The organism is Actinomycetospora soli, from assembly GCF_021026295.1.
GTDB lineage: Bacteria > Actinomycetota > Actinomycetes > Mycobacteriales > Pseudonocardiaceae > Actinomycetospora > Actinomycetospora soli.
In genome coordinates this window covers 82,278-106,347 of sequence record NZ_JAJNDA010000019.1, presented here as the reverse complement: position 1 = coordinate 106,347, position 24,070 = coordinate 82,278, and the positions used below count along the sequence as shown (strand labels likewise).

The window sequence follows — 24,070 nt, the reverse complement described above, 5'->3', positions numbered from 1 at the left end:
TCCCGTCCGACGAGGCCGCGATGAAGCTGCTCTACCTCGGGCTTCGCAACATATCGAGCAACCGCGGCGGAGAGTCGGGCACAGGCACCCACGGCTGGAAAATAGCGCTCAACACACTGGTCGTCCACTTCCCCGGACGCCTCAAGCTCTGATACATTCCGACAATCAGCGTCCCGTTGCTTACACGGGAATCGTGACACGCTCTGGTGGATCAGCCCGTCGAGCCGCCCATCACGGGTCTGACCAGCGCGTTCCCGGGTCCAGAGCGCCATCTCCAGGGCATCGAGGGGCAGCTCGGTGGGCATCCGGGCCGCGCAGCGCCAGCCGACGATGCGCCGCGAGTACACGTCGGAGACGAACGCGGTGAACACCATCCCCGACCACGTCGGCACGTAGGTCATGTCGACGACCCAGAGCTGGTTCGGGCGCTGCGCGGTGAAGTCCCGGTCGACCAGATCCGGGGCCCGCTGCGACTGCCGATCCGGCCGGGTGGTGATCACCGGCTGCCCACGACGCACCCCACGGAGCCCGAGGGAGCGCATCAGCCGCTCGACGGTGCAGCGCGCCACCGGGGCGCCGGATGAGCCGGTGACGCCGTCGCGGCGCAGCTGAGCAGCCATCTTGCGGGCCCCGTAGACCCCGCGGCCCTTCTCCCGGTCGAAGAACGTCGCCTCAATAATCTCCTCGAGCGCGGCGTCCGAGAGCGCCCGCCGCGAGGGCACGCGCGCCTTATGGGCGTAGTAGCCCGACGGGGCGACCTGGATGTCCTCGCTGGTCAGGACCCGGCAGATCGGCTCGACCCCGAAGCGGTGCTTGTGCTGATCGATGTAGTCGACGATCAGCGGATATGGCGGTCGAGCTCCGCCGCCGCGAAAAACGCCGACGCGGTCTTCAGGATCTCGTTCGCCCGGCGGAGCTCGGCGTTCTCCCGGCGCAGCCGCTTGATCTCCTCGGACTCCGTGGTCGTGGTCCCCGGGGCCTCGCCGTCGTCGACCTGGGCCTGGCGGAACCAGCCCCGCAGGGTGTCCGGGGTGATCCCCAGCTGCGGGCCGATCCGCTTGCACGCCGCGTTGACCGACAACCCCGGCTCCTGCTGGCGGGCCTCGCGGACCATCCGCTTCGCCCGCTCCCGCATCTCGTCAGTGAACTTCCTCGGTGCCGGCACGACCCCCACCTTCCCGTGGGATCAGAGCCTCCACCACAGCCGGGGCGCTTCAATCCGCTCGAACGCCGGCTCCGCCATCCCCGGATCCAAATCCAAGCCGTGAATCTCCGCCGCCCCCGACGGCGCGATCCGCGTCGACACCCGCGACCGAGCCACCGCCGCCGCCCGACGGTTCTCCGCCCCCAACGGATCCACATCCACCACCGCCGCCGCGACCCGCTGCGCCAACTCCCACAACCCGAGCTTCGGGGCCTGCTCGATCAGCGCGTCCACCACCACCGCCGCCTGCGCATCGGTCACATCGCGCAACCCGGAGACGAACACTGCGACCTTCGCCTGCTCCAACCGCCCCTCGCGCATCGCCTCGCCGAGCCGCGGCAACCGCTCCAACGCACCAGCCGCGGTCTCCAACCGGGAAGCAGCCATCGCCACCGACCACCCCAGACACGCCGCGATCACCCGCGGATCCGGCTCCGGCCACCGCTCCAGCGTGTCCGCGCGCGCCCGGGCGGTCTCGAGCATCCAACACGCCCGACGCCACTCGTCATGCACCAACCGCGCCTGCCAGGCCACCAGACCGGCCTCGCACTCCTGACCGGGCAACTCACGCGGATCGGCGAAGGACACCGCAGGCAGCGGCGTGTCGAACACCCCACCACCACCCGAGAACCCCGCCTCCACCGCCATGACCCGAACGGTAGTTCGAACCCCCGACAGTCACCGGTACCCCGAAACCCCACGCCACGGCCGGGCGCGACGCGAGAGGTACACCAGGCAGGAATCCGGACCAAAGAACCTGCCTCACGTACCCCTCGCGACCCCAGAACCCACGACAAGCGCAAAGATCACGAAACCATCACGATCGTCGGTACATCACGCCCACACACACGTAGGGGTACGCCACGACCGCACGGCCCTCCACGGACGACCGGATCGAAGCCAGCATTCGCTCCCGGTCCTCCGGCTCACGCGTGCTCACCCGGGAGAACGTGGAGAACAGCCGCACCAGGTCGGGAGCGCCGAGCGTCTGCTCCCAGCGCACGCGCGTCACCTCGCCCGCGCCGAAGCCCGGCAGCTCGGACCGACGGACCTCGGGCGCGACGTCCGGCAGCCCCGCGATCCGGTTGAGCTCCCGCACCCAGTCGACCGCCAGGTCGGGCACGTTCCACAGCTGCAGCAACACCCCGTCGTCGACGAGGACCCGTCGCGCCTCCGCCGCCGCCGCGACGGGATCCGCCCAGTGCCACGACTGCCCGTAGACCACGGCCGACGCGGTGCCCGTACCCACGGGCACCCGCTCCGCCGTCCCGTCCACGACCTCCACGCCGGGCAGGCCGCGGTCGGCGAGTACCGAGCGCATGGCGGGGTCGGGCTCGACCGCCACCACCCGTCGTCCGGAACGGGTCACCGCCGCCGTGAGCTTCCCGGTCCCCGCGCCCACGTCCACCACGAGGTCCCCGGCCACGGCCGCCAGCGCTGCGGGCGGATAGCCGGGACGGAGCCGGTCGTAGTCCTCGGCGAGGCGCCCGAACGAGCGCGCCCGCCCGGTCACGCGAACACCGGCCGTCCCACCCGCGTCCGCTTGAGCTCGCAGAATCCGGCCGAGCCGGCGAGGGCCACCGCTCCGTCGAACACCTCCAACGCGGCATGCCCACGAGGCACCGCCCCGAGCACCGGACCGAAGAAGGCGACCCCGTCCACGTGGACCACGGGAGTCCCGACGTCGAGGCCCACCGGCGCCATGCCCTCCTCGTGGCTGCGACGGACCTCGGTGTCGAGCGAGGGGTCGTCGGCGGCGGCGTGCAGCGGCAGGAGGTCCATCACGGCGAGCACCCGCCGCAGCACCTCGTCGCGACCACGCACACCGTCGCGGTGGTAGAGCGCCCCGAACCGCGACACGAACTCACCCAGCCGCTCGCCGACCGCGACGCCGACCCGCACCGGCCGCCACGCACTCTCCGTGCCGCGCGCGGACTCGGGCCCACGCCCGGGATCCGCCTCGCCGAGCACCGCGAGACTCATCAGGCGCACCTCCAGGTCCACCGGACGCTGCGCGGCGACCTCCTCGAGCCAGCACAGCGCGAGGTACGCGAAGGGGCAGACCGGATCGACATAGAGTCGCACCCCGCCAGCATGACCGAGGAGACCGACGATGCCCGACCAGTTCGACGTCACCGACGTCCCCGAGCGCCACCGCTACGAGATCCGCGTCGGCGACGTGACCGCCGGGTTCGCGGAGTACGCGCTGCGCACCGATCCGCACGGCGACGGCGAGACCATCGCCTTCGTCCACACCGAGGTCGACGACGCCTTCGCCGGTCAGGGGCTCGCCGGCCGCCTGGCCCGGGCCGCCCTCGACGACGCGCGGGCCCGCCACCTGGCCGTCCTGCCGTTCTGCCCGTTCATCCGCGGGTGGATCACGAAGCACCCGGACTACCTCGACCTGGTCCCCGTCGGACGCCGGGAGCAATTCGACCTCGCCTGACCGCAGGAGTACTTTCTTGCGCTCAGTACCGAGTGCGAGGAGGTGGCAGGATGGCCACGGACGCCGGATCCTTCCCGACGGCGGGTGCCAGCGCCGCCCTCGAGAACCTCCCGCTCTCGCGGTGGCACCGCACCATCGTGGTGCTCGTCGGGATCGGTTCGTTCTTCGACCTCTACGAGGTGTTCCTCGGGGGCGTGCTCGCGCCGATCCTGGCCCGCGAGTTCCAGCTCGGGTCGCTCGGCAAGGCCGCCGTGGTGGCGAGCGGGTTCCTCGGCATGTTCGTCGGCGCCAACGTGCTCTCCGTGGTGGCCGACCGGCTGGGCCGCCAGCGTGTCTTCCTGCTCAACCTGCTGATCTACAGCCTGTTCAGCCTGCTCGCGGCGTTCTCGCCGAACATCGAGATCTTCCTGCTGCTGCGCTTCCTCGGCGGGATCGGCCTGGGCTGCGAGCTCGTCCTCGTCGACACCTACCTCGCCGAGTTCCTCCCGGCGAAGGTCCGGGGCCGCTACATCGCGTGGGCGTACACGGTCGGCTTCCTGGGCGTCCCGGTCGCGGCCCTGCTCGGCGGCAAGCTGGTCGCCGCGCAGGAGATCGCGGGCGTCGCCGGGTGGCGCTGGCTGCTCGTCGCCGGCGCGCTCGGTGCGGTCTTCGTCATCGTCATGCGCCGCGTCCTGCCCGAGTCCCCGCGCTGGCTGGAGTCCCGGGGGCGCTTCGCCGAGTCCGAGGCGACCGTGCGCGCCATCGCGGCGAAGGTCGGGGCGCCGCACGCGGTGGACGAGCTGCCCGCCCGCGCCGTCCCGCCGGACCGGGGGCGGGACCGCTCCACGACGGAGGTCCTGCGGATCGCGTTCACGGACTACCGCCGGCGCACCGTCATGCTGTTCATCTTCCAGGTGCTGCAGACCGTCGGGTACTACGGCTTCGGCACCCTCGCGCCCCTCGTGCTCGTCTCCAAGGGCTTCGAGGTGACCGAGTCGCTCGGCTACGCGGCCCTGTCCTTCGCGGGCTACCCGCTCGGTTCCCTGCTGTCGGTGCCGATGGTGGAGCGCTTCGAACGCAAGTACCTGATCATCGCCGCGGCCCTCGCGATCGCCGTGTTCGGCGTCGTCTTCGCGGCCGCCGCGACCCCGTGGTTGATCGTGCTGGCGGGCTTCCTGCTGACCACGGCGAGCAACGTCTTCTCGAACGCGTTCCACATCTACCAGGCCGAGATCTTCCCGACCGCGATCCGCTCCACCGCCTCCGGTGTCGCCTACTCGCTGTCCCGTGGCACCTCGGTGGTCCTGCCGTTCATCGCCGTGCCGCTGCTCGCGACGGCGGGTCCGGTGTGGGTCTTCGGCGGCTCGGCGTTCCTGATCGTGCTGCTCTGCCTCGACGTCGGGCTCCTCGGGCCCCTGACGACGGGTCGCTCGCTCGAGGAGGTCCACTGACCGTCCGCCCGGCGGCCTCGGTCAGTTGACGCAGGGCACCGTGGGCGCCGCGGTGCCGGCGTCCTCGGAGGGCACCGCCGGGGCGGCACTGGTCTTCGGGGCGGCGCTGCCGGGGGAGGAGCCGCCGGTGTTCGACCCCCCGGCCGTTCCCGACGACGAGCCGCTCGCCTTCGGTGGCGTCGTCGTCTCGCCGGCGCCGGAGATCGTGTCCGAGATGTACTCCTGGACCTTCTCGGGGTCGACCTTCACCGCCTCGCCGTCCTCGGCGGTGTCGTAGGAGGCGTTGACGATGGGGATCGTGTGGAAGCCGATCGACCCGGAGCTCACACCCTGCACCTGGGTGGCCAGGTCGAGCACGTCGAGCCCGCGGTCGACCGTGATCGCCTTGTCGACCGCGTCGATCAGCGCGTTCCGCTTCGTGGAGTCGGTGAGGGTGTCCGACGAGAGGACCGTGCGCGCCATGCTGGCGAGGAACACCTGCTGACGGCGGGCGCGGTCGAGGTCGCCGCCGGGCAGGCCGTGGCGCTGGCGGACGAAGGCGAGTGCCTGCGGGCCGGAGACCGTCGTCTGGCCCGCGGGGAACCTCGCCCCGGAGAACGAGTCGTTCACCGCCTTGTTGAGACACACCGGCACGCCGCCGATTGCCTCGCTGATCTGCGCGAACCCGGCCAGGTTGACCGCCGCGAAGTGGGTGATCGTGAGTCCGGTCAGGCCCTCGACGGCGCCGATCGTGGTCCGCGCCCCCGCGGCCCCGGACTGCACGGCGAGGTCGCTCCCGCTCACGCCGTCCTTGATCAGTTCCTGACGGGCCGCGTTGGAGCCGTAGGAGTAGGCGGAATTGATCTTGTGCGTGCCGAACCCGCCCGTCACGTCGACGTACGAGTCGCGGGGGATCGAGAACCCGGTCGCCGGTCCGCCGCCGCCCGGGATGTGCAGCACGATGATGGTGTCGGTCGAGTCGCCGCCGGAGTCGCTCCCGCCCGCGTTCAGCGAGGCCAGGATGTCCTTCGGCAGCGGGTTGCCGAACGAGTCGGTGCGCGTGTCGAGCCCGACCAGCAGGATGTTCTGGTCGGTCCCGAAGATCGACCCGAGCGACGTCGAGATCACGTCGACGCGCGAGAGCCCCGAGTCGAAGGTCCGGGCCGCGAGCACGGTCACCCCGGAGATCAGCAGGACGAGCACCGACGCCGCGGCCAGCACGAGCAGCAGGACCCGGCTGGTCGCCCACCCGCGCGCACGCTCGAGCAGGGCCAGGGCCCCTGCGCCCCGTCCCGACGGCGGGTCGTCCCCGGCTCCGCCGGGTCCCTCGGGCACCGGTGACGGAGCCACCCGGGTCGGCGTCGGGGCGGGGCGGCGGCCTCCACCGGGCGGCGGGCCGGAGCGTCCCGGGGGCGGCCCGGCCGGCGGGCGACCCGGTCCACCCGGTCCCGCGGGGCCCCCCGGTCCTGCGGGGCCACCGGGTCCCGCGGGGCCGCCAGGTCCACCGGGTCCCGGTCCGCCGGGACGCGGTCCGCCAGGGCCGGGCGCCGACGGACCAGGCGCCCCCGGCCGTGCGGACGGGCCGGCGCCGCCGGGCGAGGGAGCGGGCCCCGGCCGGGCGGGCGGGCGCGGCCCGGGCTGCGGGGCCCCGCCGTCGGGCCGGGTGGGCCGACGGCCGGGCAGCCGGAATTGCCCGGGACGTTCGTCGTCGTCGCGCGCCATCACGCGTTCCTCACACCGCGCACGGCGCCCAGCACGGAGAAGCCGGGATTCGCCTCGCGGAATCGCAGGAATCCGAGCAGCGCACATCCCACGAGTGCGACGAGCATCCACCAGAACAATTGCGCGAGCGGGGCGAACACACCGAGCACGAACAGCGTGCTGCCGGCCGCGTCACCCCGGACGACCGCCGCGACCACGAGGGCGAGGAAGGCGACCACGGGGGCCTGGAGGGCGGGCACGAGGACCCCGTCGACGCGGACCGCGCACACCGCGAGCAGGCAGACGACGAGGTAGCCGACCGGGAAGAACAGGCCCAGGAGACCGCTCCGGTCCTGCAACAACCAGGCCAGCACCGTGGTCAGCACGAGGGCGGCCGCCGAGGCGAGCGGCCACGGGAAGCCGGGGCCGACGGCGAACCGCCCGGGCTGGCGCGGCCGCGGGTCGCGCGCCGGTCGTGGGCCGGCCGGTCGGGGTCCGCGCGAGAACGAGCCGGTGGACCAGCGGGACGGCGCGGAGGGCCGGGACGGCCGCCCGCCGCCCGGTCGCGGATCCCAGCGGTCGGCCACGGCGCCACGATAGCCGAGGGGTCCGACCGTACCCCGCCCGCCGTCGGGAACTATTTCCCACCACCCGCGGAAATGGTCCCGATCCGACGGGGACGACAATTCCGGGTCGGAGCCCGGCGTCCCCGACCGGGCGACGGGACGGGCAGGCGGGCCGGGCCCGCCGTAAGGTCACCCACGCCGGTGATTAGGCCGTACGGAGTAATGCCGGCGGGCTCGGGGTCGATACACCCGGCACACGACCGATGACCGTCCGTACCGGCCCGACCCGGAGGATCCGCGTGCCCCTCTCCGTCCCCGCCCGTCGCGCGGGCGCCGTCGTGGCGCTCGCGCTGGCCGCCGTGCTCGCGCTGGCGGTACCCGCGCTCGCGCAGACACCCACGCCACCGCCCCTGCCGTCGGGCCCGGGCTCGACGACCCGGCCCACGCCGGTCGAGCCGCGGGCGGGGCAGGCCGCGAAGCAGCGGATGGACGAGCGGCGTGGCCGGGCACCGGCCAACGTCACCGCCTGGTACGTGGACCCCGCGACGAACCAGACCGTCGTCGCGGTCGTCGGCCCCGCCACGAAGTCGGCGACGGACTTCGCCGCGGACGAGAACCCGGCGGCCGTGCGGGTGCAGCCGATGTCGGCGCCGGTGCGTCCCCTCGCGGCCGCGCCGCTCGTCGGCGGCACCGCCATCACGACGGTGACCAGCACGACGACCAGCGGCGGCGTCACCACCCGCAGCGGCCTGCGCTGCTCCGACGGCTTCTCGGTGCGCCGCGGGACCACGACCTACCTGCTCACGGCCGGGCACTGCACCCGGGGCACCTCGACCTGGTCGGGGCCGAACGGGCAGACGATCGGCACCGTCGCACGGACCGCCTGGCCGGACACCGACTACGGGCTGATCCAGGTGACCAACACCGCCGCCTGGCGCGGCAGCGGGCAGGTCTCGGGCGGGCCCGCCGTCACCGGCGCCACCGAGGCGCCCGTGGGGACGCGGGTCTGCCGCTCCGGGTCGACGACGGGCTACCGCTGCGGCGTGGTCCAGGCGAAGAACGTCACGGTGAACTACGGCGGCGGCACCGTCGTGCAGGGCCTGACCCAGACCAGCGCCTGCGCCGAGTCCGGCGACTCCGGCGGCTCCTTCCTCGCGCCGGGGAACGCCCAGGCCCAGGGCCTGCTCTCGGGCGGCACCGGGGACTGCACCACCGGCGGCACGAGCTACTTCCAGCCGCTGCGCCCGATCCTCACGCAGTTCGGGTTCACGCTGGTCACCGGGAGCTGACGAGCACGTCGACGAGGGCCGCGCGCGCCTGCGCGGCGGTCGTCCACCGGCGGCTGTCCCACTGCTCGCCGGCCAGCGAGTCCCCGGCGAAGAGCACCTGGGAGAACGCCACGCCCCGGAACCGGGCCACCGCGATGAGCGCCGAGGCCTCCATCTCGACGGCGAGGCAGCCCTCCTCCCGACGACGGTCGGTGCGGGTGCGCGTCTCCCGGTAGACCGCGTCGGTGGTCCAGGTGCGGCCGACGGTGTGCGCGACGTCCGCCGCGTGGAGCGTCGCGACCAGCGCCTCGACGCCCTCCGGGTCGGCCTCGACGACCCGTCCGGCCGGCAGGTAGTGGAACGACGTCCCCTCGTCGCGCAGCGCCGAGGAGACGACCACCGCGTGCCCGAGGACGAGGTCGGGCACCAGCACGCCGGCCCCGCCGACCGCGGTGAAGCGGCGGCCGCCGAGCACGATCAGCTCCTCGAGCGTCACCGCCGCCATCGGCGCCCCCACGCCGGGGTGCGCGACCGCGACGGTGCGCCCGTCGGGCCGCGGCACGCCGAGGACGGGGGAGCGGCCGTTCTCCGAGTGCAGCGTGGCGATCTCCGGGTGCTCCTGCGCGAGCGCCGTCATCACCTCGGGGAAGAAGCACAGGACGACGTCGGGCGGCACGCTCCCGTGGGTGCGCATCGCGCCGGGCGCGATGATCCCGGGCTGGTCCAGGTCGTCCTCGGCGAGGGCGAGGTCGGCGCGATCGGGGCGGTCGAGTGCGGGGTCGGTCACCCGGTGATCGTCGCGTAGGCGGCCCGCACCGCACGGGCCGCCTCGCGGTCGACGTCGGTGGCCTCGACCACGGTGTCGCGCCCGATGCGCCAGTCGGGCTCCGCGCCGGTCAGTGCCCAGGCCGCCTGCCGCGCGGCCCCCAGTGCGACGTACTCCGCAGGGGCGAGCACCTCGACGTCGAGCCCGAACACCGCCGGCGCGACGGTCGACACCGCCCGGGAGCGGCTGCCCCCGCCGATGAGCAGGACCCGCGAACCCTCCACCCCCACGTCGGCGAGCGCCTCCACCCCCGCCGCGAGCCCGCAGAGCATGCCCTCGACGACGGCGCGGGCGAGGTTCTCCCGGGTGCCGTTCGCGTTCGTGAGGCCGGCGATCGTGCCGGTGGCGTCGGGACGGTCCGGGGTGCGCTCGCCCTCCAGGTAGGGCACGAGGACCAGCCCGCCGGCCCCCGGTGCGGCGGCGAGGGCGAGCGCGTCGAAGCCCTCCGGGTCGACGCCGAGCAGCGTCGCGCCCACCCCGAGCACGCGCGCGGCGTTGAGGGTGCAGACCAGCGGCAGGTAGCCGCCCCGCGCGTCGGCGAAGCCCGCGACCAGGCCGGACGGGTCGGCGGAGGGGCGCGCCGCGCCGGTGAACACCGTGCCCGAGGTGCCGATGGAGACGATGAGCTCGCCGGGCGCCGTCCCGATCGCGAGGGCCGCCCCCATGTTGTCCCCGGTCCCGGGTGCGACCACCGCCCCGGGCACCGGACCGTGCTCGTGGCCGCGCCCCACGGCCTCCCCGGGGCCCGCCACGCGCGGGACGTCGAGCGTGCGCCCGAAGGCGAGTTCGAGCAGGTCGGGGCGGTAGTCCTCGGTGTGCGGCGACCAGTAGCCGGTGCCGGAGGCGTCCCCCCGGTCGGTCACCGGGTCGGCACCGGCGCGGGCGCCGCCCCGGAGCCGCCAGGTCAGCCAGTCGTGGGGGAGCAGCACCGACCGCGCGCGCTCGGCGTTCTGCGGCTCCGCCCGGGCGGTCCAGCGCAGCTTGCTCGCCGTGATGCTCGCGACCGGCACGGTCCCCACCGCGTCCGCCCAGGCGGCGGCGCCGCCGAGCTCGGCGACGAGATCGTGCGCGGCGTCGGCGGAGCGGGTGTCGTTCCAGAGCAGGGCGTCGCGGACCGGCTCGCCGCGCTGGTCGCACAGCACCATGCCGTGCTGCTGACCGGCGACGGCGATCGCGCCGACGTCGTCGGTGCCGACCTCGGCGAGCGCGTCGCACAGGGCCGTCCACCAGGCCCGCGGGTCGACCTCGGTGCCGTCCGGGTGGGCCCGGCGGGCCTCCCGGACGACCGACCCGTCGTCGGGATCGACGACGACGACCTTGGTGGCCTGGGTGGAGGAGTCGACCCCTGCGACGTAGGTGGGCATGCGCCCATGCTCACACGCCGCAGCCGCAGCTCTCGCGGATCCGGAACGCCGGCGGGAGGCGCAGCACCTCGACCGGGGCCTCCGGCTGGGCGCGCCGGCGCAGGAGCAGGCGGACGGCCTCGGCGGCGATCCGGTCGAACGGCTGCGCCATCACGGTCAGGCGCGGGGAGAACAGGTCGGCCCACGCGAAGTCGTCGAACGCGACCACCGCGACGTCGTCGGGCACCCGCGCCCCGGCGTCGCGCAAGGCGGCGATCACGCCGATCGTCATGCTGTTGTTCCCGACGACGACGGCCGTGGGCGGCTCGGGCAGCGCCAGCAACCGGGCCATCGCGGCCCGCGCCGGCTCCGTCGCCGACTCGCCGGACACCTCGAGCGCCGGATCGCGCGGCACCCCGGCGTCGTCGAGCGCGCGACCGAACCCGGCGCAGCGCTCCTCGGTGGTGGTCAGGCCGTCCAGACCGGCGACGAGCGCGATCCGGGTGTGGCCGTGCTCCACGAGGTGGCGGGTGAGGGTGGCGGTCGCCGCGTGGTTCTCGCTGCCGACCTGGTCCAGCGCGGCCGCGCGGCCGCCGGGGACGAGGCGGTCGAGCAGCACCGTCGGGACCTCGTGTCGGGCGAGGTACTCCAACGCGGCGGACGGCTGTGCGGACGGCGCGAGCACCACGCCGTCGACGCGGTGGTGGTGCAACCGGGCGACGACGGTGCGTTCGTACTCCGGGTCCTCGTGCGGGTCGACGAGCAGGAGCGTGTACCCGGCGGCGGCGGCCGCGGACTCGGCGGAGGACAGCAGCTCGCCGAAGTACGGGTTGGAGATGGCGGAGAGGACGAGGCCGAGCGTGGTCGTCCGGCTGGTCGCGAGCGACCGGGCCACCGTGTTCGGCGTGTAGGCCGTCTCCTCGACCGCGGCGAGGACCGCGGCGCGGGTGTCGGCGCTGACGGCCCGCGTGTTGTTGAGGACGTGCGAGACGGTGGCCGTCGAGACGCCGGCACGCCGCGCGACGTCCGCCATCGTGGTCACTCGTGGACCTCCGTCCGCTGCCCGCCGTAACGACGCCGATGATGCCCGGTCGTGCCCGTGCGGGGGAGCAGTGAGTTCCGACCAACGGTCCGAGCAGGAACGGTCAAGCGCTTGCGTCGGTACGTATAGGAGTCCTACGGTCGCCCGACGTGACGTCGGGGTGAACCACGTCACTGCCGAGCGGGACGGGGGCGGGGCGTGCGGAGACCGAGGACGAACCGGCGGCCGGGGCGTCGGCGACCGGCGCTGGCGCTGGTCGCGGCGGCGCTGCTCGCCCTCGTGGCGGGGTGCTCCGGCGCGGGCGCCCTGGGGCAGGCCGAGGGCGTGCAGACCGTGACGGTCGCGATCGTGTCGAACCCGCAGATGGAGGACGCGATCACGCTGTCCCCGGAGTTCGAGCGGGAGAACCCCGGCATCCGCCTGCGGTTCGTGACGCTCTCGGAGAACGAGGCCCGCGCCAAGATCACGGCGTCGGTGGCCACCGGCGGCGGCGAGTTCGACATCGTCATGATCTCGAACTACGAGACCCCGCAGTGGGCGCAGAACGGCTGGCTCACCGACCTCGAGCCGCTGATGGCGCAGACGCCGGGCTACGACCGCGCGGACTTCCTGCCCACCGTGCGCGACGCGCTCTCCTACGAGGGCCGGATGTACTCGGTGCCCTTCTACGCCGAGTCCTCGTTCCTCATGTACCGCACCGACCTGTTCGCCCAGGCCGGCCTGACGATGCCGCCGCAGCCCACCTGGCCGCAGGTGGCCGAGGCCGCGGCCCGGCTCGACGACCGGCAGCGCGGCGGCAGCACCGCCGGCATCTGCCTGCGTGGCAAGCCCGGCTGGGGCGAGATGATGGCCCCGTTCAACACGGTGGTGAACACCTTCGGCGGCCGCTGGTACGACCCGCAGTGGAACGCCCAGCTGACCAGCCCGCAGTTCGAGCAGGCCACGCAGTTCTACGTCGACCTGGCCCGCGCGCACGGCATCGCCGGCGGCTCGCAGGCCGGCTTCTCCGAATGCGGCACCGCGTTCAGCCAGGGCAACGTCGCGATGTGGTACGACTCCACGTCCGCCGCGGGCACCGTGATCAACCCGGAGGACTCGCGGGTCGTCGGCAAGGTCGGGTTCGTCCCCGCGCCCGTCGTCGCCACCCCCAGCTCCGGCTGGCTCTACTCGTGGTCGCTCGCGATCCCGAAGACCTCGCCCCGCGTGGACGCGGCCTGGAGGTTCATGAGCTGGATGACCTCGAAGCAGTACATCCAGCTCGTCGGGAACCGCCTCGGGTGGGAGTCCGCACCCCCCGGCTCGCGCACCTCGACCTACGACAGCCCGCAGTACCAGCAGGCGGCGGGCGCGTTCGCCAACACCGTGCGCGACGCGATCGTCCGGGCGAACCCGCAGCAGCCGACGGTCGAGCCGGTGCCGTACCAGGGCGTCCAGTTCCTCCGGATCCCCGAGTTCCAGGACCTCGGCACACGGGTCAGCCAGCAGCTGTCCGCCGCGATCGCCGGACAGATCACGCCGGCGGAGGCCCTCGAGCAGTCCCAGGAGTACGCGACGACGGTGGGGGAGAGCTACCAGCGATGACCAGCACGCTCGAACGTCCGCCGGCGCCCTCCGGGCCGCCGCCCGCACCCGGTCAGACGCCGACGCGCTCGGCCCGCGCCGAGGGCTGGGTGCGCCGGGCGCCGCTCCTGCCCGCCCTCGTCTTCACGATCATCGTCACGCAGATCCCGTTCCTGCTGACGATCTTCTACTCGCTGCAGTCCTGGAATCTCGTCCGGCCAGGCTCGCAGCAGTTCGTCTGGTTCGACAACTACGTCAGCGTCTTCCAGGACTCGCAGTTCCGGGGCGTCGCGCTCAACACGGTGATCATGACCCTCGGGTCGGTGCTGATCGCGGTGGTGCTCGGCCTGGTCCTCGCGCTGCTGCTGAACCGGCACTTCATCGGTCGCGGGATCGTGCGCACCCTGCTGGTGACGCCGTTCCTGATCACCCCGGTCGCCGCGGCCCTGCTGTGGAAGACCACGCTGCTCGACCCGACCTACGGCCTCATCAACTTCGTGCTCTCGCCGTTCGGGGTCGGCGAGGAGGCCTGGATCTCCGACTTCCCGCTCGCGTCGGTCATGGTCGCGCTGATCTGGCAGTGGACGCCGTTCATGATGCTGCTGCTGCTGGCGGGCCTGCAGTCGATGCCCACCGACCAGATCGAGGCGGCCCGGATGGACGGGGCCGGCGCGTGGGCGATCTTCCGCGAGCTGACGCTGCCGCACCTGCGTCGCTTCATCGAGCTGGGCACGGTGCTCGGCGCGATCTACCTGGTCAACACGTTCGACGCCGTCTACATGATCACGCAGGGCGGGCCCGGCACGGCCTCGGCGAACCTGCCCTTCTACATCTACCAGCGGGCGTTCCTCGGCTTCGACATCGGCCAGTCCGCGGCCATGGGCGTGGTCGTGGTGGTCATGACGATCATCGTCGCGACCTTCGCGCTGCGCCTGGTCTTCCGGAGCTTCGGTGCCGCCGAGGGGAGCAACTGATGGCGATCACCACCGAGCGGGCGTCGACCACCGCCTCGTCGGGAGCCTCCGACCAGGAACCGCGGCGCTCCTCGCGCACCGGTCCGGTCCTGCTGACGACGCTGACGTGGATCCTCGGCATCGGGTTCTTCTTCCCGGTGCTGTGGATGGTCCTCACGGCGTTCAAGACCGAGGGCGACGCGCAGTCGAACCCGCCGACGTTCGTGTTCACCCCGACCTTCGAGCAGTTTCGCACCGTCTTCGACGCCGGGATCGGGCCCTACCTCGCGAACTCGCTGGGGGCGACGGTCATCTCGACGGTGCTCGTGCTGCTCCTCGCGATCCCGGCCGCGTTCGCGCTGTCGATGCGGCCGGTGGAGAAGACCCAGGACGTCCTGTTCTTCTTCATCTCCACCAAGATGCTGCCGGTGGTCGCGGCGATCGTGCCGATCTACGTGGTGGTCAACAACGTCGGGCTGCTGGACAACATCTGGACGCTGATCGTCCTCTACACCGCGATGAACCTGCCGATCGCGGTGTGGATGATGCGCTCGTTCTTCCTCGAGGTGCCCTCGGAACTGCTCGAGGCGGCCTCGATGGACGGGGCCTCCCTCGCTCGGACGCTGCGCGAGGTGGTGCTGCCGATCATCTCGCCCGGCATCTTCGCCACGGCGCTGATCTGCGTGATCTTCTCGTGGAACGAGTTCTTCTTCGCGGTCAACCTGACCTCGGCGAACGCCGGCACGATGCCCACGTTCCTGGTCCAGTTCGTGACCTCGCAGGGTCTCTACTTCGCGCAGCTCTCGGCCGCCGCGACGCTGGCGGCGCTGCCGGTGATCCTGGCCGGGTGGGTGGCGCAGAACAAGCTGGTGCAGGGTCTGTCGTTCGGCGCGGTCAAGTAAGGGGAGCTGGAGAACCATGGCCGAAGTGGTGTTCGACGAGGCCTCGCGTATCTACACGCCGGGCGCGACGCCCGCCGTCGACAAGCTGAGTCTGACGGTGAATGACGGCGAGCTCGTCGTCCTGGTCGGTCCGTCCGGCTCGGGCAAGTCGACGGCCCTGCGGATGCTCGCGGGCCTGGAGCCGATCGATGCGGGACACCTGCGCATCGACGGGCGCGACGTCGTGGACGTGGCGTCGAAGGACCGGGACATCGCGATGGTGTTCCAGAGCTACGCGCTCTACCCGTCCAAGACGGTGCGCGACAACATGGCGTTCCCGCTGAAGATGCGCGGGATGGACAAGGCCGAGCAGACGAAGCGGGTGAACGAGGCCGCCGAGATCCTCGGGCTCACCGAGTACCTCGACCGCAAGCCCAAGGCGCTCTCCGGCGGTCAGCGCCAGCGCGTGGCGATGGGCCGCGCGATCGTGCGCGAGCCGCGGGTGTTCCTGATGGACGAGCCGCTGTCGAACCTGGACGCGAAGATGCGCGTGCAGACCCGCGCGCAGATCGCCGGGCTGCAGAACCGCCTGGACGTCACCACGGTGTACGTCACCCACGACCAGGTCGAGGCCATGACGATGGGCGACCGGGTGGCGGTGCTGCGCGACGGGAAGCTGCAGCAGTACGCCACGCCCTCCGAGCTCTACGACAGGCCGGTCAACGCGTTCGTCGCCGGCTTCATCGGCTCGCCCGCGATGAACCTGATGGACCTGAGGCGCTCGGGCGACGGGGTGTCGCTCGGCGGGTCGACGGTGCCGCTGACGCGCGAGGTCGCGGACGCGGCCGGCTCGGCCGAAACCGTCACGGTGGGGGTGCGGCCGGAGGATCTGTCGCTGACCTCGGACGGCGACGGCATCAAGGCCGTCGTGGACGTCGTCGAGGAGCTCGGCAGCGAGTCCTACCTCTACGCGCACATGGCCGAGCACCCCGACACCACGCTCGTGGTGCGCGGGCCGGGCCGCACGTCGGTGCGCTACGGCGAGACGATCGGGGTCCGGGTGGACCCCGACGCGATCCACGCGTTCGACGCGTCCTCGGGGGAGCGGCTGGCGGCCTGAGGGCCGTCCCGACGGCGGGTGCGGGCGCGCCCGCCGTCGGGACCGGGGGTCAGCCGTGCAGGTCGGTCCACTGCACGGACACGCCGCGCCGGTGGTGCTCGAGGCGGCGCAGCCGGCGGCGGGCCTCGTGGGTGAGACCGTCGATGCGGTCGAGCAGCTGGTTCAGCTCGGCGGTCTCGGAGTCGATGAGCGCCTCGCGGGCCTGCTCGGTCTCGGGCGAGCGGGGCGTCGGCCGGTGGACGAACGGTGCGTGCTCGGTGGCGGCGTCGGGGACGGCCACGGTGTCTCCTTCACGGGACGGAGGACGATCGGACGTGCCCGGACGGGGGTGGCCCGCCCGGGCACTGAATCGTTCAACAAGATAGCAGCCGCACTATTTCCCGCTGCGGTTGCGCGTCGGGTCGGCGCGGCGCACGATCGAGGCTCTCCCAGCCGCGGTTGACCAGGTTCCAGCCCGTGGTGCAGGCAGAAGTCCGCGCCCGGGCCGTCCGCGACGGTCGTCCGGGTCGTGGCCACGGGATCTCCCGTGTCGCGGCGGAGGGCCGGCGCGCATGGCAACTCGAGCACGGACCGAGGCGTTCCGGGGCGAGCGACTGCTCGCCCGCGGCGCCGACGAGGTCGACAGCCGCTACCACCCCGCGGGGCCGCTGCGGCGCCAGATCGACAAGGTGTTCCCGACCCACTGGTCGTTCCTGCTGGGCGAGGTGTGCATCTACACCTTCATCGCCCTGCTGATCTCCGGCACGTGGCTGGCGATCTTCTACGACCCGTCGATGGCGGAGTCGACCTACGAGGGCGCCTACGCCGGGGCCCGCGGGGTCGAGGCCTCCCAGGCGTGGATCACCACCGTGGACATCTCGATGGAGGTGCGCGGCGGGCTGTTCGTGCGGCAGGTCCACCACTGGTCGGCCCTGCTGTTCGTCGCGGCGATGATCGCGCACATGGCCCGGACGTTCTTCACCGGCGCCTACCGCCGACCCCGGGAGTCGAACTGGATCCTGGGCGTCGTCCTGCTGCTGTCCGGGATGATCGAGGGCTTCGTCGGCTACTCGCTGCCCGACGACCTGCTCTCCGGCACCGGCCTGCGGACCGGCCTGTCCGCGATCGTCATGTCGATCCCGGTGGTCGGCACCTGGCTGCACTGGGCGATCCTCGGGGGCGAGTTCCCCGGCACGATCATCATCCCGCGCCTCTACATCGTCCACGTCTTCCTGCTGCCCGGGATCATCCTGGCCGTCATCGGCGTGCACGTCGCGCTGGTGTGGTTCCAGAAGCACACCCAGTTCCCCGGGCCCGCCCGTACCGAGCGCAACGTCGTCGGCGTCCGGATCCTGCCGACCTTCGCGACGAAGGCGGGCGCGTTCCTGATCGTCAACGTCGGCGTCATCGCGATCATGAGCGGGGTCTTCCAGATCAACCCGATCTGGAAGCTCGGCCCCTACGACCCGACCAAGGTCGGCGCGGGGTCGCAGCCGGACTGGTACATGGGCATCTTCGACGGCGCGGTCCGGCTGTGGCCGTCGTGGGAGATGTACCTGGGCAACTACACGATCCCGGCCATCTTCTTCCCCGTCGTCGGGATCGGCGTGCTGGTCGCCCTGCTGGCCCTCTGGCCGCAGATCGAGCGCCTGCTGACCGGCGACGCGGCCCACCACAACCTGTTGCAGCGCCCGCGCGACGCCCCGGTGCGCACCGCCACCGGCATGATGGCGTTCTTCTTCTACTTCTGGCTGCTCCTGGCCTGCGGCAACGACATCGTCGCCTACACCTTCGACATCTCGTTGAACGTGATGACGTGGGCGGGCCGGATCGGCCTGCTGGTCGGGCCACCGATCGTCTACGCCGTGACCTACCGGATCTGCCTCGGGCTGCAGCGCCTCGACCGCGACGTGCTCGAGCACGGCATCGAGACCGGCGTGGTCAAGCGTCTCCCGCACGGCGAGTTCGTCGAGGTGCACCAGCCGCTCGCGGTCGACGAGCAGGGCCGGACGCGGGAGCTGGCGTACCAGGGAGCGACCGTGCCGCGGCGGATGAACGACATCGGGGCGGCCGGTGCACCGCTGTCCGGCGGGTGGTTCCGGCCGGACCCGGCCGCGGAGCAGCACCCGGAGCTGGGCGGTGACCCGCTCGAGGTGCAACCGCGGGAGGATCGCACCGAGCAGGCCCCCGCCACGGCAGGGGCCGGGCGGCCGCGGCCGGACGAGGCGTGAGCGGCGACCGGACGGTGACGCTCACGCCCGACGAGCTCCGGCGTCTCGACCACCTGGCGCGCGGCCTGCGCCACGACGACCCCGGGCTCGCCGGCCTCCTCACCACCGACCGCCGCGGGCGACCCCGTCGCCGGGTGCCGGTGCTGGGGGTGGTGCTCACCGCCGTCGTGCTGGCCGGCGCGGGCGTCGTGCTCGTCGCGGTGGGGTGCGCGGGCGGCGGGGTCGTCCCGGTGGTGCTCGGCGCGGCGCTGGTCGGCCTGTGCTTCGCGGCGATCACCTGGCTGACGGCGGCGCCTCGCTGACGGCGCTCCGGTGACGGCCCGTCCCGTCAGCCCAGCACGGCCCGCAGCGCGGCCCGCGCGCCGTCGGTGTGCAGCCGGTCGAGGTGGCGGCGGTAGGCGTCGGTGAAGCGCTCGTCGTCGACGAGGTCGCCGAACAGCGAGCGGTCGGCGAGGAACGCCAGCGGCTCGTCCGGGTAGCGCCGGGCGGTCGCGGTGCGCTCCTCGGCGCGCCCGGTGTCGACGACCTCGATCGGCTCGCCGGCCTCGTCGACGCCCTCCGCGTAGCGCGCCCACGCCGCGACGATCAGGGCGGAGCGCTCGATCGGGCCGCCCTGCTCCAGGTTGCGGCGGATCACCGGGACCAACCAGGGCGGGATCCGGTCCGACGACTCCGCCGCCAGGCGGGCCAGGGTGTCGCGGATCTCGGGGTTCGCGAACCGCTCGATCAGCGTCGCCTTGTAGTCCTCGAGATCGACGCCCGGCACCGGCAGCAGCGTCGGCGTGGCCTCGTCGTCCATGTAGCCACGCACGAAGCGCACGAACTCCTCGTCGGCGCACACCTCGTGGGCGTAGCGGTAGCCCGCGAGGTAGCCGAGGTAGGCGATGGCCTGGTGGGAGGCGTTGAGCAGCCGCAGCTTCATCAGCTCGTAGGGCTCGACGTCGGCGACCACCTGCACGCCGGCCTCCTCGAAGGCCGGGCGGCCGGCGGCGAAGCGGTCCTCGAGCACCCACTGCGTGAACGACTCGCACACCACCGGCCAGCCGTCGTCGACCCCGGAGCGCTCGGCCAGCTCCGCGCGGTCGTCGTCGGTGGTGCGGGGCGTGATGCGGTCGACCATGGAGTTGGGGAAGGGGACCTCGCGCTCGATCCAGGCGGCGACGTCGTCGCCCGTCCGCTCGTCGCGCAGGCGTGCGAACGCCGTGATCATGCGGTGGGCGACGTCGCCGTTGCCGGCGATGTTGTCGCAGCTCATGACGGTGAAGGGCCCGGTCCCCGCGTGGCGGCGCCGACGCAGGGCCTCCACCAGGAACCCGAACGCCGAGCGCGGGACGGTGTCGTCGTCGCGGGCGATGTCGTGCGCGACGCTCGCCTCCGAGCCGTCGAACTCGCCGGTGGCGGTGTTGACGTGGTAGCCGCCCTCGGTGACGGTCAGGCTCACGATGCGGGTGGCCGGGTCGGTCATCCGGTCGAGCACGGCCTCGGGGTCGTCGGGGGCGACGAGGTAGTCGACCATCGAGCCGATCACCCGGGGCTCGCGCGAGCCGTCGGCGTGCTTGAGCACGAGCGTGTAGAGGTCGTCCTGGCGCGCCATGACCTCGCCCATCGCGCGGTCGGCGTCCAGGACCCCGACGCCGCACAGCGCCCAGTCGTGGTCGCGGCCCGCCGCGAAGAGCCGGTCGAGGTACATCGCCTGGTGCGCGCGGTGGAAGCCGCCGACCCCGATGTGCACGATCCCGACCGACAGCGCGTCCCGGTCGTACTCGGGCACCGGCACCGAGAGCTCCGGCAGCGAGGCGCGGTTCAGGGCGACAGCGTCGGCGCTCATGCGCTCACCGTAGTAGCGCAAGCGCTTGCCGTCACCGGCCGCGCGTGAGTCGATCACGGGCGGGCGGGTAGCCGCGCGCTCCACGAACCGATGACGAGGAGCCCACCATGAGCGAGCAACCGCGCCCGCAGTCCGACCAGGACGACGACCACGCCCGCAAGGAGGTCAACCCGGACCTGCACGGCCAGGCGCGCGACGTCGAGGAGAAGCGGGCGAACGACGACCCGGAGACCACCGGCGCCTGACGCCCCTCACCGTCCGCCGGTGACGTCCAGGATGCTGCCCGTGGCGTAGGAGGCCTCGTCGGAGGCCAGCCACACGATCGCGGCGGCGATCTCGTCGGCGGTGCCCGCCCGACCCAGCGGGACGGCCGGCCCGAGCCGTTCGACCCGGTCGGGCTGGCCGCCGCTGGCGTGGATGTCGGTGTCGATGATCCCGGGACGCACCACGTTGACGCGGACGCCCTCGGCGGCCACCTCCTTCGCGAGGCCCAGCCCGAGGGTGTCGACGGCGGCCTTCGAGGCCGCGTAGTCGACGTACTCGCCCGGCGAGCCCAGCCGGGCCGCGGCCGAGGAGACCAGGACGATCGACCCGCCGTCGTGACCGTGGGCGGTGGACATCCGCCGGACGGCCTCGCGGCAGGTGACGATCGCGCCGGTGACGTTGGTGGCGAGCATCCGCTCGACCCGGTCGACGGTGAGCTCGTCGACCCGCGTCCGCTGCCCGACGATGCCCGCGTTCGCGACGACCGCGCCCAGGCGGCCGAGGGTCGTGGTCGCCTCGACGGCGGCGACGACGTCGGCCTCGACCGCGACGTCGGCCCGGACGGCCGCGGCCCGCCCGCCGTCGTGCTCGATCGCCGCGACGACGGCCGCCGCCGCGGCCTGGTCGGACCGGTAGGTCAGGCAGACCGCCCACCCGGCGGCCGCGGCCCGCCGTGCGGTCGCCGCGCCGATACCCCGGCTGCCTCCGGTGACGAGCATGCTGCGCATGGGGTGGATCATCCCGCGCCGGCCGCCGGCGTGCGCAGCGTCGTGGGGCGCACACCGCGCTCGCGCAGGAAGGCCGCGGAGAGGGCGAACGGGCTGCCGTAGCCGACCCGGGCGGCGATCGTCGCGAGCGTGAGGTCGGTGCCGCGCAGCAGGTCCGCGGCGAGCGAGAGGCGCAGGTCGGTCAGCCACGCCAGCGGCGGTACGCCGACCGCGGCGGCGAAGCGGCGGGCGAACGCCGCCCGCGACAGGCCGCTGCGGCGGGCTAGGTCCGCCACGGACCACGGCGCCGCCGGGTCCGCCTCCATGGCCGCCAGGGCGGGGCCGACGGTCGGGTCGCGCCGGGCGAGCGCGGCCGACGGCGCAGCCGGACCGGCGAACCAGCCCCGCAGCACCGTGACCAGCAGCAGGTCGAGGGCCCGGTCGAGCACCACGTCCTGCCCGGCCGCATCGCGGTCCAGTTCGGCGTCGAGCAGGGCGACCAGGGGAGCGGGCGCGGCGGCCACGTCGGCGGGGCGCAGGACGGTGACCGGTGGCAGCGACCGCACCAGCCGGGTCCCGACCCCGCCGGCCACCGGGTAGGTGCCGACCAGCATCGCCGTGGCCGCGTCCGGACCGTGCCCCCAGGTACGGAGACCGAGGTCGTGCGGGGCGCGGTCGGTACCCGGCGGCGACCAGCAGCGCTGGTCCTCGCCGATCACGGCCTGCAGCGCGGCCCCGGGACCGGACCGGACGGTGTAGGGCGTCGGCCCGCGCAGCACCACGACGTCCCCCGCTTCGGCGGACGCGTCGTCGACGAGCGCCGACCCACGGGTCATGACGACGAGCGTCAGCGGTGCCCCGTCCTCGATCCGGACGGCGAACGGCGGCTCGAACAGACACCGCAGCAGGAACGCGCCGTGTGCCCGGGGTCCGTCGAGGAGCGCGGCGAGATGGTCCACGACGAGACGATGACGCATGCGGCGAGGCGTCGCAATCATGGACCGTCCTGCGACGGCAGGCTGGAATGGCTCCGTGCTCACGGACCTGCTGCCCACCACCGCGACCCTCGCCGGCGGACTCCTCGGCGGGGTCTACCTCGCGTTCGACCTGGCCGTGCTGCCGGCGTTGCGCCGGGTGCCGGTCGGGGGCCCCGGACCGGACCCGGGGGACACCATGCGCGCGATCAACGTGGCGATCGTCCGGCCGTCGTTCCTGGCGCTGCTGTTCGGGGCGCCCGCTCTCGCGGTCACGGCCGCCGTGCTCGGACCGACCCCGTGGTCGGTGGCCGCGGCGGCGCTCCAGGTGGGCGGCCTCGTCGTCACGGTGGCGGTGAACGTGCCGCACAACGACCGCCTCGCGGCCGGCGGGCCGTGGTCGGCGTTCGTGGGCCCGTGGCTGCGGGCCCATCGCGTGCGGACCGCGGTCGCCCTGCTGGGCGCCGTCCTCACGTCCGTCGGCCTCTGACCGGACACGGGTGGATACGTCTGCGCCGTAGGCTGCGGCGCGTGTACGACCTGCTCGACCTCCGCCTGTTCGTCGCCGTGCTGGACGAGGGGTCCATCACGGCGGGCGCCGGGCGGCTGCCGTTGAGCCTGCCCTCGGCGAGCGCCCGCATCCGCGGGCTGGAGGCGCGGGCGGGGGTCGCGCTCCTCGCGCGGGGACGCCGAGGGGTCCGGCCCACGCCGGCCGGCGTCGCGTTCGGCCGGCACGCCCGCGAGACGCTGGACGCCCTCGGGCGGCTCGACACCGCCGTCGCCGCCTACGCCGCCCCGGCCACGCGGCAGCTCACCCTCGTCGCCGGCAGCTCGCCGATGGAACGGCTCGTCCCCCGGGCGCTGGTCGCGTTCCTGTCCGCCCACGTGGACGTCGACGTCGCGGTGGTCGAACGACGCACCGTGGACGCCGTCCGGCTGCTCGCCGACGGCGAGGCCGACCTCGGCGTGGGCATCGCCGACCCGCGGGACGGTCCGCCCGCCCTCGAGGACCGGCTCGTGGACGACTCGCTCGTGGTGATCGGCGCCCCCGGCGGCGTGCTCTCCGGTACACCGCGCCTGAGCTTCGCGGAGGTCGCCGAGCACCCGATGGTCGGCCTCGCCGTGGACGCGCCGCTGCAGGCCACCCTGGAGGCGAACGTCGGCGACCGCGCCCCGCTCGCCCGGCACCGCGGCCGGGCGGCACGGCTGGGCACCGTGGTCGACCTGGTCGCCGCGGGCGTGGGGCTCGCCGTGGTCCCGCGGCACGTCGTCGACCCGGCCCTCGGGCTCGACGTCGGCGAGCTGACCGACCCGTGGGCGCACCGGACGATGGTGCTGCGCCGCGGCGCCCACGCCCGGCCCGGGGTCGACGAGCTCGAGGCCGCTCTCCGCGTGGCGGCCGGTGCCGGATCAGGCTCTGTCGTGACCAAAGGCTGACTTCCGCCTTCCGTTCTAGGTAAGCCGTCGACGGGCGGCCACCGTCGACGCATGGACACCTCGACGGCGCGCACCCTCCTCCCGACGGTCTCGACCGTGCTCGTCGTCGCCGCGGGAGCGCTGGCCACCCGGGCCCTGCACGTGGGCGTCCCCGCCGTCCTCGTCGCGGCCCTCGCCCTGACCCTGCTCCTGGTGGTCGCGGCCGCGGGGGCGCGGTGGTGCCGGGCGACCCGTCGTCGGGACGACCCCGACGCTCTCGACCTCCTCGACCCCCTCGACGCCGAGTGGGCCGCGGTCGAACCGCGGTGGCGGGACCGGTCACAGTGAGCCG

Annotated in this window: 26 protein-coding genes, 2 pseudogenes and 1 other annotated feature; of the genes and pseudogenes, 14 read left to right on the top strand and 14 right to left on the bottom strand. The window is 73.5% G+C overall.

Annotated elements, in window-relative coordinates:
- Positions 1-152, top strand: a pseudogene (locus LN037_RS34140) (IS256 family transposase); the annotation flags it as partial.
- A 153-nt stretch (positions 153-305) separates the two neighbouring features.
- On the opposite strand, the pseudogene LN037_RS34135 reads toward LN037_RS34140, so the two are convergent.
- The 5 genes and pseudogenes from LN037_RS34135 to LN037_RS25340 form a co-directional block, all read right to left on the bottom strand.
- Positions 306-779, bottom strand: a pseudogene (locus LN037_RS34135) (IS3 family transposase); the annotation flags it as partial.
- Positions 750-881 (bottom strand) — a sequence feature (AL1L pseudoknot). It overlaps the preceding pseudogene by 30 nt.
- Positions 839-1,165 (bottom strand): transposase, encoded by a 327-nt coding sequence (locus tag LN037_RS25355; protein ID WP_230758695.1) that lies wholly within the window; start codon positions 1,163-1,165, stop codon positions 839-841. (Overlaps the previous feature by 43 nt.)
- Positions 1,166-1,186: 21 nt before the next feature.
- A complete protein-coding gene (locus LN037_RS25350; RefSeq protein ID WP_230758692.1) occupies positions 1,187-1,852 on the bottom strand; it encodes a DUF222 domain-containing protein in 666 nt (221 codons plus the stop codon).
- Between the two features lie 169 nt (positions 1,853-2,021).
- The gene (locus LN037_RS25345) at positions 2,022-2,717 is read right to left on the bottom strand and encodes a class I SAM-dependent methyltransferase (protein WP_230758689.1); all 696 of its coding nucleotides are present in this window, start codon (positions 2,715-2,717) and stop codon (positions 2,022-2,024) included.
- Entirely contained in the window at positions 2,714-3,289 is a 576-nt protein-coding gene (locus tag LN037_RS25340; protein WP_230758686.1) for a mycothiol-dependent nitroreductase Rv2466c family protein, read from the bottom strand. Before LN037_RS25340 ends, LN037_RS25345 begins: the two co-directional genes overlap by 4 nt.
- Before the next feature lie 28 nt (positions 3,290-3,317).
- Between LN037_RS25340 and LN037_RS25335 the strand changes: the two genes are divergently transcribed.
- Both LN037_RS25335 and LN037_RS25330 read left to right on the top strand, forming a co-directional pair.
- Entirely contained in the window at positions 3,318-3,650 is a 333-nt protein-coding gene (locus tag LN037_RS25335) for a GNAT family N-acetyltransferase (RefSeq protein ID WP_230758682.1), read from the top strand.
- A gap of 50 nt (positions 3,651-3,700) precedes the next feature.
- Complete coding sequence (locus LN037_RS25330; RefSeq protein ID WP_230758679.1) at positions 3,701-5,080, top strand: MFS transporter; 1,380 nt, start codon at positions 3,701-3,703, stop codon at positions 5,078-5,080.
- A gap of 21 nt (positions 5,081-5,101) precedes the next feature.
- On the opposite strand, the gene LN037_RS25325 is transcribed toward LN037_RS25330, so the two are convergent.
- Both LN037_RS25325 and LN037_RS25315 read right to left on the bottom strand, forming a co-directional pair.
- Positions 5,102-6,328, bottom strand: coding sequence for an LCP family protein (locus tag LN037_RS25325; RefSeq protein ID WP_372460531.1), 1,227 nt, complete (start codon positions 6,326-6,328; stop codon positions 5,102-5,104).
- 452 nt (positions 6,329-6,780) lie between these two features.
- Positions 6,781-7,347 carry a DUF6542 domain-containing protein gene (locus tag LN037_RS25315; protein ID WP_230758673.1) on the bottom strand — a complete coding sequence of 189 codons (567 nt, stop codon included), beginning with the start codon at positions 7,345-7,347 and terminating at the stop codon, positions 6,781-6,783.
- Between the two features lie 278 nt (positions 7,348-7,625).
- Between LN037_RS25315 and LN037_RS25310 the strand changes: the two genes are divergently transcribed.
- Complete coding sequence (locus LN037_RS25310) at positions 7,626-8,615, top strand: S1 family peptidase (RefSeq protein ID WP_230758671.1); 990 nt, start codon at positions 7,626-7,628, stop codon at positions 8,613-8,615.
- Here LN037_RS25310 and LN037_RS25305 read toward each other — a convergent pair.
- From LN037_RS25305 to LN037_RS25295, 3 genes are read right to left on the bottom strand one after another with little or no spacing between them, the layout of a single operon-like run.
- The gene (locus tag LN037_RS25305) at positions 8,602-9,381 is read right to left on the bottom strand and encodes a nucleoside phosphorylase (protein ID WP_230758668.1); all 780 of its coding nucleotides are present in this window, start codon (positions 9,379-9,381) and stop codon (positions 8,602-8,604) included. The two genes, LN037_RS25310 and LN037_RS25305, sit on opposite strands and share 14 nt — an antisense overlap.
- Positions 9,378-10,784 carry a xylulokinase gene (gene xylB, locus LN037_RS25300; RefSeq protein WP_230758666.1) on the bottom strand — a complete coding sequence of 469 codons (1,407 nt, stop codon included), beginning with the start codon at positions 10,782-10,784 and terminating at the stop codon, positions 9,378-9,380. The genes LN037_RS25305 and xylB overlap by 4 nt, the downstream gene beginning before the upstream one ends.
- Before the next feature lie 10 nt (positions 10,785-10,794).
- Positions 10,795-11,796, bottom strand: a complete 1,002-nt coding sequence (locus LN037_RS25295) for a LacI family DNA-binding transcriptional regulator (protein WP_230758711.1) — start codon at positions 11,794-11,796, stop codon at positions 10,795-10,797.
- Between the two features lie 207 nt (positions 11,797-12,003).
- Here LN037_RS25295 and LN037_RS25290 point away from each other — a divergent pair, with 207 nt between their 5' ends.
- Genes LN037_RS25290 through LN037_RS25275 form a run of 4 tightly spaced genes read left to right on the top strand, consistent with a single transcriptional unit; the run spans position 12,004 to position 16,319 of the window.
- Positions 12,004-13,386, top strand: a complete 1,383-nt coding sequence (locus LN037_RS25290; protein WP_230758664.1) for an ABC transporter substrate-binding protein — start codon at positions 12,004-12,006, stop codon at positions 13,384-13,386.
- Complete coding sequence (locus LN037_RS25285; RefSeq protein WP_230758662.1) at positions 13,383-14,339, top strand: carbohydrate ABC transporter permease; 957 nt, start codon at positions 13,383-13,385, stop codon at positions 14,337-14,339. Before LN037_RS25290 ends, LN037_RS25285 begins: the two co-directional genes overlap by 4 nt.
- A complete protein-coding gene (locus LN037_RS25280; RefSeq protein WP_230758660.1) occupies positions 14,339-15,220 on the top strand; it encodes a carbohydrate ABC transporter permease in 882 nt (293 codons plus the stop codon). The genes LN037_RS25285 and LN037_RS25280 overlap by 1 nt, the downstream gene beginning before the upstream one ends.
- A gap of 16 nt (positions 15,221-15,236) precedes the next feature.
- Positions 15,237-16,319 (top strand): ABC transporter ATP-binding protein, encoded by a 1,083-nt coding sequence (locus LN037_RS25275; protein WP_230758659.1) that lies wholly within the window; start codon positions 15,237-15,239, stop codon positions 16,317-16,319.
- A gap of 49 nt (positions 16,320-16,368) precedes the next feature.
- Here LN037_RS25275 and LN037_RS25270 read toward each other — a convergent pair whose 3' ends face one another.
- Complete coding sequence (locus tag LN037_RS25270) at positions 16,369-16,599, bottom strand: hypothetical protein (RefSeq protein ID WP_230758657.1); 231 nt, start codon at positions 16,597-16,599, stop codon at positions 16,369-16,371.
- Positions 16,600-16,870: 271 nt separating this feature from the next.
- Here LN037_RS25270 and qcrB point away from each other — a divergent pair, with 271 nt between their 5' ends.
- Together qcrB and LN037_RS25260 are read left to right on the top strand one after the other, a co-directional pair.
- Positions 16,871-18,529, top strand: a complete 1,659-nt coding sequence (gene qcrB, locus LN037_RS25265) for a cytochrome bc1 complex cytochrome b subunit (RefSeq protein WP_230758655.1) — start codon at positions 16,871-16,873, stop codon at positions 18,527-18,529.
- Entirely contained in the window at positions 18,526-18,831 is a 306-nt protein-coding gene (locus LN037_RS25260; protein WP_230758653.1) for a DUF3040 domain-containing protein, read from the top strand. Before qcrB ends, LN037_RS25260 begins: the two co-directional genes overlap by 4 nt.
- Before the next feature lie 26 nt (positions 18,832-18,857).
- Here LN037_RS25260 and LN037_RS25255 read toward each other — a convergent pair whose 3' ends face one another.
- Positions 18,858-20,357 carry a mannitol dehydrogenase family protein gene (locus tag LN037_RS25255; RefSeq protein WP_230758650.1) on the bottom strand — a complete coding sequence of 500 codons (1,500 nt, stop codon included), beginning with the start codon at positions 20,355-20,357 and terminating at the stop codon, positions 18,858-18,860.
- Between the two features lie 107 nt (positions 20,358-20,464).
- Here LN037_RS25255 and LN037_RS25250 point away from each other — a divergent pair, with 107 nt between their 5' ends.
- Positions 20,465-20,602, top strand: a complete 138-nt coding sequence (locus LN037_RS25250) for a hypothetical protein (protein ID WP_230758648.1) — start codon at positions 20,465-20,467, stop codon at positions 20,600-20,602.
- A gap of 6 nt (positions 20,603-20,608) precedes the next feature.
- Here LN037_RS25250 and LN037_RS25245 read toward each other — a convergent pair whose 3' ends face one another.
- Positions 20,609-21,349, bottom strand: a complete 741-nt coding sequence (locus LN037_RS25245; RefSeq protein ID WP_230758645.1) for an SDR family oxidoreductase — start codon at positions 21,347-21,349, stop codon at positions 20,609-20,611.
- Between the two features lie 8 nt (positions 21,350-21,357).
- Positions 21,358-22,287: an AraC family transcriptional regulator gene (locus LN037_RS25240; protein WP_230758643.1), complete on the bottom strand. Its 930-nt coding sequence runs from the start codon at positions 22,285-22,287 to the stop codon at positions 21,358-21,360.
- Positions 22,288-22,360: 73 nt separating this feature from the next.
- On the opposite strand from LN037_RS25240, the gene LN037_RS25235 reads away from it, so the two are divergent.
- The 3 genes from LN037_RS25235 to LN037_RS25225 are packed head-to-tail and all read left to right on the top strand — an operon-like array spanning position 22,361 to position 24,066.
- Positions 22,361-22,792: an anthrone oxygenase family protein gene (locus tag LN037_RS25235; RefSeq protein ID WP_230758641.1), complete on the top strand. Its 432-nt coding sequence runs from the start codon at positions 22,361-22,363 to the stop codon at positions 22,790-22,792.
- A gap of 41 nt (positions 22,793-22,833) precedes the next feature.
- Positions 22,834-23,739: a LysR family transcriptional regulator gene (locus tag LN037_RS25230; protein ID WP_230758639.1), complete on the top strand. Its 906-nt coding sequence runs from the start codon at positions 22,834-22,836 to the stop codon at positions 23,737-23,739.
- 51 nt (positions 23,740-23,790) lie between these two features.
- Positions 23,791-24,066, top strand: a complete 276-nt coding sequence (locus LN037_RS25225; protein ID WP_230758637.1) for a hypothetical protein — start codon at positions 23,791-23,793, stop codon at positions 24,064-24,066.
- Positions 24,067-24,070: the final 4 nt, after the last annotated feature.